At 73.2% G+C, this 14,670-nt stretch carries 18 protein-coding genes; 7 read left to right on the top strand and 11 right to left on the bottom strand.

Features of this window, described 5'->3' with window-relative positions:
* Nucleotides 1-8 precede the first annotated feature (8 nt).
* Nucleotides 9-953, bottom strand: coding sequence for a GlxA family transcriptional regulator (locus ACH4G3_RS22020; protein ID WP_397626091.1), 945 nt, complete (start codon nt 951-953; stop codon nt 9-11).
* A 72-nt stretch (nt 954-1,025) separates the two neighbouring features.
* Here ACH4G3_RS22020 and ACH4G3_RS22015 point away from each other — a divergent pair, with 72 nt between their 5' ends.
* Entirely contained in the window at nt 1,026-1,976 is a 951-nt protein-coding gene (locus ACH4G3_RS22015) for an NADP-dependent oxidoreductase (protein ID WP_397626090.1), read from the top strand.
* A gap of 106 nt (nt 1,977-2,082) precedes the next feature.
* Here ACH4G3_RS22015 and ACH4G3_RS22010 read toward each other — a convergent pair whose 3' ends face one another.
* Nucleotides 2,083-3,189 (bottom strand): NAD(P)-dependent alcohol dehydrogenase, encoded by a 1,107-nt coding sequence (locus tag ACH4G3_RS22010; RefSeq protein ID WP_397626089.1) that lies wholly within the window; start codon nt 3,187-3,189, stop codon nt 2,083-2,085.
* Between the two features lie 24 nt (nt 3,190-3,213).
* Nucleotides 3,214-4,668 (bottom strand): aldehyde dehydrogenase family protein, encoded by a 1,455-nt coding sequence (locus tag ACH4G3_RS22005; RefSeq protein ID WP_397626088.1) that lies wholly within the window; start codon nt 4,666-4,668, stop codon nt 3,214-3,216.
* Nucleotides 4,669-4,771: 103 nt separating this feature from the next.
* Between ACH4G3_RS22005 and ACH4G3_RS22000 the strand changes: the two genes are divergently transcribed.
* The 3 genes from ACH4G3_RS22000 (at nt 4,772) to ACH4G3_RS21990 (ending at nt 6,588) form a co-directional block, all read left to right on the top strand.
* Entirely contained in the window at nt 4,772-5,209 is a 438-nt protein-coding gene (locus tag ACH4G3_RS22000) for a MarR family winged helix-turn-helix transcriptional regulator (protein ID WP_397626087.1), read from the top strand.
* A gap of 227 nt (nt 5,210-5,436) precedes the next feature.
* Nucleotides 5,437-5,817 (top strand): anti-sigma factor antagonist, encoded by a 381-nt coding sequence (locus ACH4G3_RS21995; RefSeq protein ID WP_397626086.1) that lies wholly within the window; start codon nt 5,437-5,439, stop codon nt 5,815-5,817.
* Between the two features lie 108 nt (nt 5,818-5,925).
* Nucleotides 5,926-6,588, top strand: a complete 663-nt coding sequence (locus tag ACH4G3_RS21990; protein WP_397626085.1) for a DUF4230 domain-containing protein — start codon at nt 5,926-5,928, stop codon at nt 6,586-6,588.
* On the opposite strand, the gene ACH4G3_RS21985 is transcribed toward ACH4G3_RS21990, so the two are convergent.
* From ACH4G3_RS21985 to ACH4G3_RS21960, 6 genes are read right to left on the bottom strand one after another with little or no spacing between them, the layout of a single operon-like run.
* Nucleotides 6,589-8,352 carry a complex I subunit 5 family protein gene (locus ACH4G3_RS21985; protein ID WP_397626084.1) on the bottom strand — a complete coding sequence of 588 codons (1,764 nt, stop codon included), beginning with the start codon at nt 8,350-8,352 and terminating at the stop codon, nt 6,589-6,591.
* Nucleotides 8,352-8,699: a sodium:proton antiporter gene (locus ACH4G3_RS21980; RefSeq protein ID WP_397626083.1), complete on the bottom strand. Its 348-nt coding sequence runs from the start codon at nt 8,697-8,699 to the stop codon at nt 8,352-8,354. Before ACH4G3_RS21980 ends, ACH4G3_RS21985 begins: the two co-directional genes overlap by 1 nt.
* Before the next feature lie 10 nt (nt 8,700-8,709).
* Nucleotides 8,710-9,450, bottom strand: coding sequence for an MnhB domain-containing protein (locus tag ACH4G3_RS21975; RefSeq protein ID WP_397626082.1), 741 nt, complete (start codon nt 9,448-9,450; stop codon nt 8,710-8,712).
* Complete coding sequence (locus ACH4G3_RS21970; RefSeq protein ID WP_397626081.1) at nt 9,447-9,707, bottom strand: hydrogenase subunit MbhD domain-containing protein; 261 nt, start codon at nt 9,705-9,707, stop codon at nt 9,447-9,449. The genes ACH4G3_RS21975 and ACH4G3_RS21970 overlap by 4 nt, the downstream gene beginning before the upstream one ends.
* 24 nt (nt 9,708-9,731) lie before the next feature.
* Nucleotides 9,732-10,193 carry a monovalent cation/H+ antiporter complex subunit F gene (locus tag ACH4G3_RS21965; protein WP_397626080.1) on the bottom strand — a complete coding sequence of 154 codons (462 nt, stop codon included), beginning with the start codon at nt 10,191-10,193 and terminating at the stop codon, nt 9,732-9,734.
* Nucleotides 10,190-10,372: a hypothetical protein gene (locus ACH4G3_RS21960; protein ID WP_397626079.1), complete on the bottom strand. Its 183-nt coding sequence runs from the start codon at nt 10,370-10,372 to the stop codon at nt 10,190-10,192. Before ACH4G3_RS21960 ends, ACH4G3_RS21965 begins: the two co-directional genes overlap by 4 nt.
* 207 nt (nt 10,373-10,579) lie before the next feature.
* Here ACH4G3_RS21960 and ACH4G3_RS21955 point away from each other — a divergent pair, with 207 nt between their 5' ends.
* Nucleotides 10,580-11,125, top strand: a complete 546-nt coding sequence (locus ACH4G3_RS21955; RefSeq protein WP_397626078.1) for a VanZ family protein — start codon at nt 10,580-10,582, stop codon at nt 11,123-11,125.
* Nucleotides 11,126-11,175: 50 nt separating this feature from the next.
* On the opposite strand, the gene ACH4G3_RS21950 is transcribed toward ACH4G3_RS21955, so the two are convergent.
* Nucleotides 11,176-11,412, bottom strand: a complete 237-nt coding sequence (locus tag ACH4G3_RS21950) for a hypothetical protein (RefSeq protein ID WP_029181226.1) — start codon at nt 11,410-11,412, stop codon at nt 11,176-11,178.
* Nucleotides 11,413-11,454: 42 nt separating this feature from the next.
* Nucleotides 11,455-12,264: an SDR family oxidoreductase gene (locus ACH4G3_RS21945; RefSeq protein ID WP_397626077.1), complete on the bottom strand. Its 810-nt coding sequence runs from the start codon at nt 12,262-12,264 to the stop codon at nt 11,455-11,457.
* A 124-nt stretch (nt 12,265-12,388) separates the two neighbouring features.
* Between ACH4G3_RS21945 and ACH4G3_RS21940 the strand changes: the two genes are divergently transcribed.
* Entirely contained in the window at nt 12,389-13,429 is a 1,041-nt protein-coding gene (locus ACH4G3_RS21940; protein ID WP_397626076.1) for a PHP domain-containing protein, read from the top strand.
* Nucleotides 13,430-13,480: 51 nt separating this feature from the next.
* Complete coding sequence (locus ACH4G3_RS21935) at nt 13,481-14,146, top strand: HAD family hydrolase (protein ID WP_397626075.1); 666 nt, start codon at nt 13,481-13,483, stop codon at nt 14,144-14,146.
* Nucleotides 14,147-14,670 lie beyond the last annotated feature (524 nt).

Raw genomic sequence — 14,670 nt, 5'->3', positions numbered from 1 at the left:
CTGCCGGGTCAGCGGGTGGTCTGGAACGTACGGCGGTAGGCCTGCGGGGACACTCCGATCGCCGCGTTCAGGTGCTGGCGCAGGGAGGCGCCGGTCGCGAAGCCGACCCGGCCCGCGATCTGGTCGACGGTGAGATCGCTGGATTCCAGCAGATGCCGGGCCCGGGCCACCCGCTGCTGGATCAGCCAGCGGCCGGGGCTGAGGCCCACCTCGTCGTGGAAGCGGCGGGCGAAGGTGCGCAGGCTCATCCGGGCGTGGCCGGCGAGGTCGGCCAGGGTGAGCGGTTCACCGAGGCGTTCCAGGGCCCAGGAGCGGGTGGCCGCGGTGCTCGCGGCGCCCTGTTCGGGGACGGGCTGTTCGATGTACTGGGCCTGGCCGCCGTCCCGGAACGGCGGGACCACGCAGCGGCGGGCGACGGTGTTGGCCAGCAGGCTGCCGTGGTCCTTGCGGATCAGGTGCAGGCAGACGTCCACGCCGGAGGCGGCTCCTGCGGAGGTGAGGACCGGGTGGTCGTCGACGAACAGCACGTCGGGGTCGAGGTCGACGTGCGGGAACATGCGGCGGAAGCGGTCGGCGACCTGCCAGTGCGTGGTCGCCCTGCGCCCGTCGAGGAGCCCGGCGGCGGCGAGCACGAAGGCTCCGGTGCAGATGGAGACGATGCGTGTCCCGGGGCGGATGAGCCTGAGCGCGTCCAGGACGTCGCCGGGCACCCCGTCCGTCAGGTGGGCGGGCGCGACGGGCGCGATCACCACGGTGTCGGCCGTGGCCAGGGCACGCGGGCCGTGCTCCACGGTGACGCCGAAGTCCGCGTTCGTACGGACCGGACCGCCGTCGACCGAGCAGGTCAGCACCTCGTACCGGTCGTCGGCGGCGCCCAGGATCCGGCTGGGGATGCCCAGTTCGAACGGGTACACGCCGTCCAGGGCCAGGACCACCACTCGCTCACGTCGCATGGCACGATCCTATCGAAGGTTGACCATCCTGCCATTGGCGGGCCCGGGCGCGGGCGGGCACGCTGGATGACCATGAGCACACAGAACACGATGCGAGCCATCAGCCAGGACGTCCTCGGCGGTCCCGAGGTCCTGAAGGAAGTGGAAGTCGAGCGCCCGGCACCCCGGCCGAACGAGGTGCTGGTCCGGGTGCGGGCCGCCGGGGTCAATCCGACCGACTGGAAGCACCGCGCCACGGGCGGCTTCCTGGGCGAGCCGCCCTTCGTCCTCGGCTGGGACGTCTCCGGCGTGGTGGAGGCGGTCGGCATCGGCGTCGCGGCGTTCGCGCCCGGTGACGAGGTCTTCGGCATGCTGCCGTATCCGTTCGGGCACGGCTCGCACGCCGAGTACGTCATCGCTCCGGTTCGCGCCCTGGCGCGCAAGCCGGCCGGGATCGACCACGTCCAGGCGGGCGCGCTGCCGCTGGTGTCGCTGACCGCGTGGCAGGCCCTCGTCGAGCACGCGGACCTGAAGTCCGGGCAGCGGGTGCTGATCCACGCCGCGGCGGGCGGGGTCGGGCACGTGGCGGTGCAGATCGCGAAGGCGCGCGGCGCGTACGTGATCGGCACGGCGAGCGCGGGCAAGCACGAGTTCCTGCGGGAGATCGGCGTGGACGAGGCGGTGGACTACCGGGAGACGGACTTCACCGAGGCCGTGAAGGACGCCGACGTCGTCCTGGACACGATCGGCGGCGACAACGCGCTGCGCTCCCTGCGCGTGCTGCGCCCGGGCGGGATCGTGGTGTCGATCCTGCCGGGTGGTTCGGACGACTTCTACGAGGAGGCCGGGCGGCTCGGTGTGCGCGCGGTCCGGATGCTGGTCGACGCCGACCGCGCCGGCATGGAGACGATCGCGGAACTCGCCGGGACGGGCAGGCTCCGCGCCACGATCGCCGGAACCTTCCCGCTGTCCGCCGCCGCGGAGGCCCACGCCTCGGGCGACACGGGCCGGACGACGGGGAAGCTGGTCCTGGTGAACGACTGAGGCGAGCCCCGAAGGGGCGCGGGGAACTGCGCGACAAGCCACGGCAGAGCCGCACACGCCGGTCCCCCGCACCCCCGAGCTCTCATGCGAACCCGCACGACGGCCGTCAGAACACCAGAACCGGCTTGATCGTCTTGCCCGACCTCATGTCCTGCACGGCCCGGTCGATGTCCCCGAAGGGATACGTGCCGATCAGCCGGTGCAGCGGCAGCCGCCCGTCCTTCACCAGGCGGACCAGGGCCGGGATCATGGTCTGGGTCTCACTGTCGCCGAGGGTGAGGCCCACGATCCGCTTACCCCCGAGCAGCCCGTTCACGTCCAGGGCGACCTCGGTGCCGAAGGGCGGGGCCCCGACGACGACCAGGGTGCCGCGGGCGGCGAGCGCGTCGACGCCCTGGCGAAGGACGCCGACGTTGCCCGTGGTCTCCACGACACCGTCCGCGCCCTGGCCGCCGGTGATCTCGGCGAGGGCCGGGGCGAGGTCCGTCCCGCTCGTGTCGACGGTGTGCGTGGCGCCCAGTTCCGTCGCCAGGGAGAGGCGTTCGGCGACCCGGTCGACGGCGACGATCCGCGTGGCCGGGGTGAGGGCCGCCGCCATCACGGCCGACAGGCCGACCGCTCCGGCGCCCAGGACGACGACCGTGCTGCCCGTGTCCGGCTTCAGGACGTTCCAGACGGCACCCACACCGGTCTGTACGCCGCAGCCCAGCGGGGCGATGGACTCCAGCGGCACGTCCGGGTCGACCTTGACGAGGCTGCGCTCGTCGGCCAGGGCCCGCTCGGCGAAGGATGACTGGCCGAAGAAGTGCCCGCCCAGGGCCTGGCCCGCGCGGCTGATGGTGCTCGTGCCGTCGGCCCGGCTGCCACCGAGCAGGTTCAGCGGCAGCCAGGTCGCGCAGTACGCGGGGTGCCCGCCGCGGCAGTTGCGGCAGTCGCCGCAGGAGGTGAAGGAGAGCAGGACGTGGTCGCCTGGCGCGACGCCGGTGACGTCGGGACCGACGGCCTCGACGACGCCCGCGCCCTCGTGGCCGAGGACTCCGGGCAGCGGGAAGGGCAGTCCGCCGCTCGCCACACCGAGGTCGGTGTGGCACAGGCCGGTGGCGACCATGCGGACCAGCGCCTCGTGCGGGCCGGGCTCGTCGAGGACGACGTCGGAGAGGGTGAAGGGCGCGCCGCCGGACTCGACGACCGCGGCACGGGTGGTGGTGGGCATCGCAAGAACTCCTTGACGACTGTCTCAGTCGAGCGAGACGACGACGGACTTGACCTTGGTGTAACCGGCGAGGGCCTCGGGCCCGTACTCGCGGCCGTAGCCGGAGTCCTTCACGCCGCCGAAGGGCACCGCGGGGTCGAGCATCGCCCAGTCGTTGACCCAGACGATGCCGGCCTGGAGCCGGTCGGCGACCCGGTGCGCGCGGGCGAGGTTGGTGGTCTGGACGCCCGAGGCCAGGCCGTAGGGCGTGGAGTTGGCGAGGGCGACGGCCTCGTCCTCGTCGTCGAAGGGCTGGACGGTGAGGACCGGGCCGAAGATCTCCTCCTGGATCACGCGGGAGTCGTTCGACAGGTCGGCGATGACGGTCGGCTTGTAGTAGTAGCCGCCGTCCAGGTCGAGCCGCTCGCCGCCGCAGACGATCCGGGCGCCCTCCTTGCGGGCCAGGGCGACGTACTCCTCGACCTTCTTCAGGTGCTTCTCGGCCGCCATCGGGCCGATGACGGTGGCCGGGTCGCGCGGGTCGCCGACCGGTACGCCGGGCACGGCCTCGGCGAGGATGCCGAGCAGCGTGGGGTACACCGAGCGGGCCACCAGCAGGCGCGGGCCGCCCATGCAGAACTGGCCGGTGTTGAAGACGAAGCCCTTGATGACCGCGCCCACCGCCTTCTCCAGGTCGGCGTCCTCGAAGACGAGGTGGGCCGCGTTCCCGCCGAGCTCCATGGTGACGGGCTTGAGGGCCTCGCCGGCGACGCTCGCCACGTGCCGGCCGATCGCGGTGGAGCCGGTGAAGGCGACCTTGTCGACACCGCGGTGGCGCAGCAGCGCCTCGCCGGCCACCGGTCCGCTGCCGGTCACGACGTTGACCACGCCGTCCGGTACGCCCGCCTCCTGGAAGAGCCGGGCCATGTACAGGGCACTGAGCGGGGTCTCGTCGGCGGGCTTGTGGACGACGGTGTTGCCGGCCGCGAGCGCGGGGCCGAGCTTGCTGCCCGCGAGGATCAGCGGGAAGTTGAACGGCGTGATCGCGGCGACCACGCCGAGCGGCTCGCGCCTGGTGTAGGCGAGGGCGTTCATCGGGGTGTCGCGCAGGGCGCCGTCCTGGCTCTGGGCGAGGTTGGCGAAGTACTCGTAGTCGTTGGCCGCGTTCGTCACGTCGACCGCGCCGCACAGTGTGATCGGCTTGCCGACGTCGAGGCTCTCCAGTGCGGCGATCTCGTCGGCGTTCTCACGGATCAGCTGGGCGACGCGGTGCAGCACCCGGCCCCGCTCGCGGCCGCTCAGGCCGGACCAGGCGCCGTCGTCGTAGGCCTCGCGGGCGGCTCGTACGGCCGCGTCGACGTCGGCCGGGCCCGCCTCCGCGACGGTGGTGACGACCGTGCCCCGGGACGGGTCGACCACCTCGGTACGCGCTCCGTCGGCGGCCTCGCGCCACTGTCCCCCGATGAACAGCTGTCCGGGTTCCCTCTCGAAGGTGGTCATCGCCGCTCCTCAGCGTCGTCGCCAAGATTTCAACAAACAGGATTCCTGTTGGTTCGCAGTCTCATTACAGACAGGTTTCCTGTCAATGCTCTAACCTGCATCCATGCTCGACGCACAGGTGACCAAGGCGCCCCCTTCCCTGCTCTACATGGTCAAGCAGGTGGAGCTCGTCGTGCGCTCCCACCTGGACGACCTCGTCAGACCCTCCGGGATCACCGCTCTGCAGTACACCGCTCTGACCGTCCTGGAGCGGCACGACGGACTGTCGGCGGCGCAGCTGGCGCGCGACTCCTTCGTGACCGCGCAGTCGATCGCCGACCTCGTCCGCTCCCTGGAGGGCCGCGGGCTGGTGCGCCGGGAGCGCAACCCCCGCAACCGCCGCGAGCTGCTGATCCTGCTCACCGGCGCCGGGCGGGAGCTGCTCTCACAGTACGCCGGGCCCGTCCGGGAGCTGGAGGAGCGAATGGTGCGCGACCTCACGGCACACCAGACCGAGCAGTTCCGCCAGGCCCTGATCAAGGCCTGGCACGCCCTGTCGTAGCCCGAAGGCACTCTGTCGCGACCCGAGGCGCACGCCGAGAATCGCGCCCGCTCTCACTCCCGCGCACGCCCCGGCGCGAACCTCGGCCAACTCGGCCGCAATTCAGAGACATATGTCAATCGAACATGCTCAAATTCACTCGTTGGAGGGTAACTTGCAGTGCGGGGAACGGTTCGGAGGACCGCGGCCCCTCCCCACGCACGGAGCAGGCTGGAGGCGATCTCGTCGTGCGGCAGGAACCTGCACCGCTCACCCGGCATCTGCGCGTCCGCCAGGAACGGGGACACACGGTGCTGGAGTTCCGTGGCGAGATCGATCTCGCCGCGGCCACGGAGATCGCCCCGCACCTGGACCGGGAGACGAACCGCCGCGCCGCCCGGGTCGTGATCGACCTCAGCCGGATCGAGTTCTTCGACTGCTCGGGTCTGCGGCTGCTGTACCGGGCCAGGAGCCGGGTGCTCGACCGGAACGGGCAGCTCCTCCTCGTCTGCGCCCACCCGCTGACGCTGCGCATCCTGCGGATCACCGGCCTGTACCGGCTGCTGCCCCCGCAGCCGACGCTGGACGCGGCCCTGGAGCAGCCGGAGGCGGCGTCCGGCCCGGTGTGATGGCCGAGTGCGCCCTGCCGTGCTTCCGCTGACGACCTCCCGTCCTCAACCCGCCGGTCTGGCAAGGCCCGTGGCGGGCATCCGGACAGTAGGAAGGAGGGCCGTCGCATGACGACTCCCGTCAAGCGTCTCCCCCGGCGCGTGCCCGGCTGGGCGAAGGTGGTGGGCGCCCTCGTGCTGGTGCTCGTGGTGTTCTTCGCCGGGATCCGGCTGAGCGTGATCCCGGGCCTGAAGGACCTGTTCGGCACCGACACCCACGACCGGTCCGGCCCCGCGCTGCTGAAGTCCGTCCAGGACCTCAGCCGTTACGACGCCGCCTCCGGCAACTTCCAGGTCGTCGTGGACCTGGAGAAGGACGCCAAGTTCCTCCCCGACGCGATCCGCGGCACCCGCACCCTGTACGTCGGTGCGGGCACCGTCGACGCCTATGTCGACCTGGGCAAGGTCGGCGACGACGACGTGCAGGTCAACGGCGACCGCACGTCCGCCACGCTCCGGCTGCCGCACGCTCGACTGGGCAAGCCGGCCCTGGACCCCGACCGTTCCTACGCGGTCTCCAAGCAGCGCGGTCTCTTCGACCGCCTCGGCGACCTCTTCTCGGACAACCCCAACGGTGAACAGGCCGTGCAGAAACTCGCGGTACGACACATCGGCGACGCGGCGAAGGAGAGCGAGCTGACCGCCCGCGCCGAGACCAACACCAGGGCCATGCTCGAAGGCCTGCTGCGTTCCCTGGGCTTCAAGGAGGTGCGCGTCTCGTACGGGAGCTGATCAGCCACCGAGGATTCCGGGCAGGGCCAGCGCGCCCAGCAGCGTGGTGCCCACCAGCAGCCACGCGACGTAGTCCCCGACGTGCCCGGACTGCAGGCGCCGCAGCGCCAGCGCCCGGTCCGGCGCGGCGAGCAGCCGCGGCCGGGTGACGGCCACCGCCGCGAGGGCCAGCGCCAGCGCGGTGGAGGCGAGGCCGAGCAGGACGCCGAGCGGGGTCCAGTGCACGCGGACGTGCACCAGGCCGCCGGTCCCGGCCTCCTGCACGGCGTGCCCGACCGCCGCGGCGAAACCAGGGACCACGCCGACGGCGAGGGATCCGGCGAGCAGCACCGCCGGCACCGCCGTCATGGTGTCCGGGACCCGGCTCAGCCGGTGCCGGGTCTCGGGCTCCTCGCCGGAGCCGGTCGTCTCGTACGCGTCCCCTTCCTCCGGCCGGGGACCGAGGCCGAGGAACACGCGCGCGGCGACCCGCAGGACCGCCCCGGCGGTCACCGCGCTCGCCAGGACGTACAGCACGGTGAGCGGGCCGCCCACGGCCTCCTCGGTGACCGACTTGCCGAGCGCCGTGCCGAAGGGCGGCAGCCCGGCGAGGCCGAGACCGCCCAGGGCGAACAGCACGGCCACCGCGCGCAGCCGCCGGGCCCGGCCGTACAGCGCGTGCTCGTCGACCGAGCCGTACCGGTCGAGGAGGATGCCCGTGCAGGCGAACAGCGCCGCTTTCACACCGGCGTGCCCCAGGACGTACAGGGCGACCCCGTCGTCCGCCTCCGGGGTGAGGGTGCCGATGCCGGTGAGGAACAGCCCCATGTGGGCGACGGTCGAGTAGGCCAGCAGCCGTTTGATGTGCCGCTGGTACCAGCACATGACCGCGCCGACGACCGCCGTCAGCGCGCCGAGCGCCACCAGGGCCCGCTCCACATCGGCGGCGGGCAGCCCGCCCGGGCCGGAGAAGACGGTGTCGTAGACCCGCCACACGCCGAAGGCGCCGAGCTCCACCATGACGCCCGACAGCAGCATGCAGACCGGGGTGGGTGCCACCGCGTGCGCGTCCGGCAGCCAGAAGTGGAACGGGACCGCCGCGCCCTTGACCAGGAGCCCGGTCAGGACCAGGACGAATCCCGCGAGGACCGTCGCGTCGGGCGGACCGTGCGCGTCCAGCCCCTGCCCGATCCGCGTCATGCCCAGCTCGCCGGTGCGGGCGTACAGCAGCCCGATGCCCATCAGCATCGCGTACGCGCCCAGCGAGTTGACCACGCCGAAGGTGAGCGCGCCCTGCACGGCCCGGGCCTCCTCGACCCGGTGGCCGGTCAGCGCGTAGGCCACGACGCTCATCAGCTCGAACCACACGAACGCGTTGAACAGGTCGCCCGCGATCGCGAAACCGCACATGCCCGCCTGGAAGAGCAGCAGCAGCGCCGGGAACGATCCGGAGTGCCCGCGCGGCGGTTCGTCGAAGTAGTGCCAGGAGTACACCAGGGCGGCCAGGGTCAGCGTCGAGGCGAGCGCTGCCATGCCGAGCCCCGGCCCGTCCCCCACCAGGACGATCCCGACGCTCTCGCCGCGCACGGGCACCCAGCCGCCCACCCAGTCCACCCGCGGTGGCGAGGAGTCGAGCAGGAGCACGACCGCGAGGGCCAGGGTTCCGGCGGAGACCGCGCAGCCGGCGGACTCGGCGGCGGCCCGGGGCATGCGACGGCCCGCGGCGGCCAGCAGGGCGGCCCCGAGCAGCGGGACGGCGACGAGGAGCGGCAGCAGGTGGTGCATCAGCCGCGCAGCTCGGAGAGTTCGTCGGGGTCGACGGTGCCGTGCCGCTTGGAGACCTGCACGACGAGGGCGAGGAGCAGTGCGGTGACGGTGGCACCGACGACGACATCGGTGAGGGCCAGGGCCTGTACGACCGGGTCGACGACGGGCCGCGCGCCGGGTGCCAGGTCGGAGTAGACGGGCGCGGTGGCCCCGTCCCGGTAGCCGACGGCCAGCAGCAGTACATAGGTGGCGGACTGGCACACCGACAGACAGCCGACGGCGTGGATGAGATTGCGGCTCGTGGCCAGGCCGTAGCAGCCGGCCAGGAAGACCCACGCGGCGACCAGGTAGGCGAACACGTCCATCACAGCGGCCTCACGTTCCGCTCTCCTCCTCGATCTCGACGGCCTGGTCCAGGAAGCGGGCGAGCAGCACGACGACGGCGCAGGCGACCTCCATGCCGACGGCCGCGTTGAGCAGCGGCACGGTGCCGCCGGAGGACAGCGTGTTGAACGTGCCGTGCGGCAGCAGCGTGTTGGCGAGGAAGGCGGCGCCGCCGAGCAGCGCCGCGACGCCCGTGACGAGGTAGGCGCAGACGGCGACCGCGTCGCCGACCTCGTACAGGCCGACCGGCCGGACGCGCTCCAGGGCGCGGTAGTCGGCGCCCAGGTAGAGCAGGTGGAGGGCGGTCGCGGCGGCCACGCCGCCCTGGAAGCCGCCGCCGGGGCTGAGCTGCCCGTGTGCGATGACGTAGAGGCCGGTGAGCAGGGCGACGGGCAGCACGAGCAGGGCGTAGCGGCGTACGGGCGGGGCGACCTCGGCGGGTTCGGGCCGGGCCCGGTGCTCGTCGCGGGTCTGGCGCAGCAGGACGACGCAGCCGAGCACGGCCGCGAACAGGATGGTCAGCTCGCCGAGGGTGTCGAAGGCCCGCTGGTCGAAGTTGACGGAGGCGATGGTGTTGGCGGTGCGGTGGGCCAGGGACGCCTCGACGGCCCGGTCGCCGTAGGGGTGGTGGTCGCCTCCGAAGGCCGGCAGGCCGAAACAGGCCGCGACGAGCAGCGCGGCGACGCCCGCGCCGCCCACGGCGACCAGCCACAGCCGCGTGCGCGGGCTCACTTCCCGCTCCGCTCGCGTTGCCCGCGCCGTCGCACCTTGCGGACCGTCAGCAGCAGCAACAGCGGCGTCAGCGCGGAGCCGACCGCGAGCTGCGACAGTCCGACGTCGGGGGCCTGGAGCACGGTGAACAGCACGGCGAGCACGACACCGAGGACGGACAGCACGAGGGCCTGACGGACGGGGTCACGGGTGGCCACGGCGACGGTCGCGGAGGCGGCGACCAGCACCAGCGCGACGGCGATCACGGCTTGGTCCACGGCTGCCCTCTCCCCTGCCCGGCGCTATCCACGGCCTGTCCCTCCGGTCTCTCCGGCCGCGCCGGTCAGCGCCCGCGAGGCGACGAGGTTGCCGCCGATCAGCAGGGCGCCCGTCACCAGGAGCTTGGCCATCGCCCGGCCCGGCCCGGTGACCGCGCACAGCGCCAGCACGACCACGGCTGCGAGACCGGCCGCCGCCCAGGTCACGCCCCGGGCGCGGGGCGGGTCCGCGGCCAGCTCCCCGGCGAGCAGCCGGGCGAAGACGAGCGTGCCGACCGGGCCGAGCAGGGCGAGGACCAGCGCGAGATCGACGTAGGACGGCCGATCGTAGCCCTGGGCGAGGAGCAGCAGGCCCGGGCAGGCCACCGCCGTCGACAGGTTCTGGGCGACGACCCGGCGCCGCAGCGGTCCGGTGGCTACACCCCACAGGGCCGCCGTCAGGCCTGCGGCGAGGGTGAGCGTCGCGGCGAGGATCCAGCCGTTCACCGTCCGGTCACCGCCCGTCGCGCGCCGCGCGCCGCGAGCGCCCCGAGGAGGGCCGCGCCCGCGCCGACCGCGAGTTCCAGCGGGTCGACGGTGGTGACGAACACCAGCCACAGCGCGGTGAGCGCGGCCCACCACAGCGGTACCTCGGCCATGGCGCGGAGCGTCGTACGCCGGTTCACACGCCACCTCCACGGGCGCTGATCGTTGTGGCGGTCATCCAAGCACCGCCCCGGCTGCGGGACGCGACGGCGCGCGGCGGCTCCCAGGGCGGAGTGCCCCGGCGGACGGCGGGGAAACCGTGGCCGGTAACGGCCCCCGGCGGCATCGTCGGGGCGCCCGTGGGTAACCGCCTTATCACGCAGGGAAGTTGAAGACTGGAGGACACAATGGCCGGTGCAGCCTCACGTCCCCGTACGGCCGGCTCCGGCCGCGAGCGACGCCGGTTGCCGCTGCCCGTGCGGCTGCTGGCGATGCTGTGCGCCTTCACGTTCATGGTGGCCTTCGCCGTGGTGCTGGCCCGGCTCACGCTCCAGCCCTCGCCCGCGTCGGAGGCGCTGACCCACACCAATCTGCATCCGGGCCGCTCGCTGAGGGCCTATCTCGACCAGCCGGAACTGCGGGACGCCGTCCGGCAGATCGGCGGCAACATCCTGCTGGGCGTCCCCTTCGGCGTGCTCGTGCCCGTCGTCGCCCCGCGCACCCGCGGCATCCTGCGCGTGCTGCTGCTGACCGCCGTGGTGATGCTGCTGGTGGAGTTCGCCCAGGGCGCGCTGGTCACCGGCCGCGCCTTCGACATCGACGACGTCATCCTGAACACCGCGGGGGCGCTGATCGGTTACCTGCTCCTGGGCCGCCGGCTGAGCCGCGTGGTCCACGCGCGCGGGCCGCGCGGCGGCCGGGCGGGGCGGAAGCGGGCGCCCGGGAAGTCCTAGCGCACGGTCCAAGCCTGATGCACGGTTCGGGCCTGGTGCACGGTTCGGGCCTAGTGCACGGTCCAGGTGAACTTGTCGCCGCCGACCCAGCGGACCACGTCCGGGTCGTCCAGGTCGTGGACCGTGATGCCGAACGCGGCGGCGGCCGCCAGAACGTCGGTGAGGGCCTTGGCCTCCCCGACCACCTGGCCGTCGATCTGCACGATCCGGAACGGCGGTGTGCCCGGCTGTACCCCGAGCACCATGATCCGAGGGTGGGATATGTAGGGGCTCGCGCTTTCGGTCATGCATCGAGCCTAGAACGCAACCGGCGGTAGTGCGGGGTTCAGTCAGGGGCGGCGCCAGTCGTCGCTCGTCAGGTGCGAGCCGGCCTGCGGGCCCATGCGGAGCATGCCGCCGTCGACGCTCCAGGATGCGCCGGTGACGTACGAGGCGTCCGGGCCGGCGAGGAAGGCGATGACGGCGGCGACCTCGCGGGCGTCGCCGGGCCGTCCCAGCGGCACGCCGGGGCGGTTCTCGGTGTGCGGGTCGGTGTCCTCCTGCCCGGTCATGGGCGTGGAGATCTCACCGGGGGCGACGGCGTTGACGGTGATGCGGTACTCCGCGAGTTCGAGCGCCATGACCTGCGTGAGCAGACCGAGACCGCCCTTGGCCGCGCAGTACGGGGCGGCTCCCACGCGCGGCTGGTGCTCGTGCACGGACGTGACGTTGACGATCCGCCCGCCGTCGCCCTGCCGGATCATCTGCCGGGCCGCCTTCTGCCCGCACAGGAACGGCCCGACCAGATCGACGTCCAGGACCTCGCGTACGTCGGACAGCTCCAGGTCGAGGAAGGGCGTCATGGTGCCGGTGCCGGCGTTGTTGACCAGCACGTCGAGCCGGCCGAGGCGCTCGCACAGCTCGTCGACGGTGTCGGCGGCGTCGGGCAGCCGGGTGAGGTCCATCCGGGCGACCTCGGCCCGCTGCCCGTGCGCCCGGACCTCCTCGGCCGTCTCCTCCGCTCCCTTGTGGTCGCTGTGCCAGGTGATGCCGACGTCCATGCCCGCCTGGGCCAGCCGTACGGCGGTGGCCCGGCCGATGCCGGAGTCGGCGCCGGTGATCACGGCGACCTTGCTGGGCGGCGCGGTGGGAGCGGACATGGCGGGGCCTCCTCGTCGGGGCGTTCGGGACGAGGCATCGCAGTACCCGGGTGCGTACCGGGCAAACCGCGCGCCCGTCGTGCGGCCCGCCGGGCGCTGGGGAACCCTTGAGGTGGAGGTGGCGATGGATCCCGTCGAGGCACTGGACCGGATCGCCTTTCTGCTGGAGCGGTCCCTGGCGCCGACGTACCGCGTGCGCGCCTTCCGTACGGCGTCCCGGGTGCTGAGGGAACTGGGCGAGGACGAGGTGCGCCGGCGGGCGGACGCCGGGTCGCTGGAGTCGCTCAGAGGGGTCGGTCCGAAGACCGCGCAGGTGGTGCGGGAGGCACTGGCCGGTGAGGTGCCCGGCTATCTGCGGAAACTGGAGGGCGAGGCGAAGGAGCCGCCGGCCGTCCGGGGCGGCGAGAAGCTGCGGGCTCTGCTGCGCGGCGACTGCCATCTGCACTCCGACTGGTCGGACGGCGGCAGCCCGATCGAGGAGATGGGCCGGGCCGCGGCGGCGCTGGGGCACGAGTGGGCGGCGCTGACCGATCACTCGCCGCGCCTGACGGTGGCCCGCGGGCTGTCGGCCGACCGGCTGCGGGAGCAGCTGGACGTGGTGGCGGAGCTGAACGAGACCTGGGCCCCGTTCCGGCTGCTGACCGGCATCGAGTGCGACATCCTCGAGGACGGCTCGCTCGACCAGGAGCCGGAGCTGCTGGACCGGCTCGACGTCGTGGTGGTGTCCGTGCACTCCAAGCTGCGCATGGACGCCCGTTCGATGACCCGGCGGATGGTGGCCGCCGTCCGTGATCCCCACTCGGACGTGCTCGGGCACTGCACGGGGCGGCTGCTGACCGGGCGGGGGCGGCCCGAGTCGGAGTTCGACGCGGACGAGGTGTTCGCGGCCTGCGCGCAGACGGGCACGGCCCTGGAGATCAACAGCCGGCCGGAGCGGCTCGACCCGCCGCGGCGGCTGCTGCGCCGGGCGGTGGAGGCGGGCGTGCTGTTCTCCGTCGACACCGACGCGCACGCGCCGGGGCAGCTGGACTGGCAGATCAACGGGTGCGCGCGGGCGGAGGAGTGCGGGGTGCCGCCGGAGCGGGTGGTGACCACGTGGTCCATGGAGGAACTGCTGGCCTGGACCCGTGAGCGGCGGGTGCCGTCCGGCGTGGCGGGCGGCTGACGTGGTACCCGGGCGGGCCTCGGAGCGGGCCGACACGAAGGGATCGTACGCATGGCGAAGTCGGAACGGGCGGCCGTGTTCGACGTCGACGGCACACTGGTCGACACCAACCACCTGCACGTCGTGACGTGGTGGGAGGCCTTCCGGCAGGCGGGCCACGACGTGCCGATGCACGCCGTTCACCGGGCCGTGGGCCTGGCCTCCACCGACCTCGTCGCGCACCTGCTCGGCGAGGACCGGGACACGGACCAGGACGCGGAGATCAGCGCCGCGCACAAGGCGCTGTACGGGCAGTACTTCGACCGGCTGCCGGCGCTGCCGGAGGCGGGAGCGCTGCTGCGGCGGCTGCACCGGGACGGCTGGACGGTGGTGCTGGCCACCTCTGCCGGTGGCGCGGAGCTGAGCGCGCTGCGCCGGGCCATCGACGCGGACGACGCCATCACCGCCACGGCCAGCGCCGACGACGTGGACGCGGGCAAGCCCGCGCCCGAGCCGGTCGAGCACGCCCTCGGTCTGGCCGGGGTGCCGGCGGAGCGGGCGGTCTTCGTCGGGGACACCGTGTGGGACATGCGGGCGGGCAGCCGCGCCGGGGTGCGCTGTGTGGGCGTCCTGTGCGGCGGCATTCCGCGCACCGACCTGGAGAAGTCCGGCGCGGACGCCGTCTACGCCGACCCCGCGCACCTTCTGTCGTCCCTGCGGGACGGTCCGCTCGCATGAGGCGGCGTGAAACCCCCGGTCACGCGGATACTCGCCGCGCATGACGCGTGTGAGGAGTGTGGTTCGACGGGCGGCTCACGTCTTCGGCCGCCGAAAGGACGAATGCGCAACGGCGAACGACACCGGCCCCTCCGGGGGGCCGACCCGGGGGGCGGGACCCGACGAGGCGACGGACAGCCGGCCGGCACGAGGGAAGGGGGCCGATGGGCCGGAGGACGGCCCGTCGGCCCGGGAGGCGGGGCCTGACGAGACGAGCGACAGCCGGACGACCCGGCAGGAACGGCCGGACAGAGCGACAGCCAACCCCCCGGCCCGGAAGACCGGACCCCACCAGACGAGCGACAGCCGGGCTGCCCAAGGGACACGGCCCCACAGCGAGACGGACGGCCGGGCGGCCCGCGGGGCGCCGTCCGGTCAGGGGACGGACATCCCGTCGGCTCGTGAGGGGCGTGCGCGGACGGCGGCGGACAGCCGGGTGGCCGCCGATGCGTTGCGGGCCCGTATGGGGGATCTCGGGCAGGGGG

This window comes from Streptomyces afghaniensis, from assembly GCF_044327915.1.
GTDB lineage: Bacteria > Actinomycetota > Actinomycetes > Streptomycetales > Streptomycetaceae > Streptomyces > Streptomyces afghaniensis.
Note: the sequence above shows the minus strand (reverse complement) of the source record. Positions and strands in the feature narration are given on the sequence as shown.

Bases quoted from the DNA above. Each gene is read 5' to 3' on its own strand.
- ACH4G3_RS22020 (WP_397626091.1), bottom strand. From the start codon at position 953: ATGCGACGTGAGCGAGTGGTGGTCCTGGCCCTGGACGGCGTGTACCCG.
- ACH4G3_RS22015 (WP_397626090.1), top strand. From the start codon at position 1,026: ATGAGCACACAGAACACGATGCGAGCCATCAGCCAGGACGTCCTCGGC.
- ACH4G3_RS22010 (WP_397626089.1), bottom strand. From the start codon at position 3,189: ATGCCCACCACCACCCGTGCCGCGGTCGTCGAGTCCGGCGGCGCGCCC.
- ACH4G3_RS22005 (WP_397626088.1), bottom strand. From the start codon at position 4,668: ATGACCACCTTCGAGAGGGAACCCGGACAGCTGTTCATCGGGGGACAG.
- ACH4G3_RS22000 (WP_397626087.1), top strand. From the start codon at position 4,772: ATGCTCGACGCACAGGTGACCAAGGCGCCCCCTTCCCTGCTCTACATG.
- ACH4G3_RS21990 (WP_397626085.1), top strand. From the start codon at position 5,926: ATGACGACTCCCGTCAAGCGTCTCCCCCGGCGCGTGCCCGGCTGGGCG.
- ACH4G3_RS21985 (WP_397626084.1), bottom strand. From the start codon at position 8,352: ATGCACCACCTGCTGCCGCTCCTCGTCGCCGTCCCGCTGCTCGGGGCC.
- ACH4G3_RS21980 (WP_397626083.1), bottom strand. From the start codon at position 8,699: ATGGACGTGTTCGCCTACCTGGTCGCCGCGTGGGTCTTCCTGGCCGGC.
- ACH4G3_RS21955 (WP_397626078.1), top strand. From the start codon at position 10,580: ATGGCCGGTGCAGCCTCACGTCCCCGTACGGCCGGCTCCGGCCGCGAG.
- ACH4G3_RS21950 (WP_029181226.1), bottom strand. From the start codon at position 11,412: ATGACCGAAAGCGCGAGCCCCTACATATCCCACCCTCGGATCATGGTG.
- ACH4G3_RS21945 (WP_397626077.1), bottom strand. From the start codon at position 12,264: ATGTCCGCTCCCACCGCGCCGCCCAGCAAGGTCGCCGTGATCACCGGC.
- ACH4G3_RS21940 (WP_397626076.1), top strand. From the start codon at position 12,389: ATGGATCCCGTCGAGGCACTGGACCGGATCGCCTTTCTGCTGGAGCGG.
- ACH4G3_RS21935 (WP_397626075.1), top strand. From the start codon at position 13,481: ATGGCGAAGTCGGAACGGGCGGCCGTGTTCGACGTCGACGGCACACTG.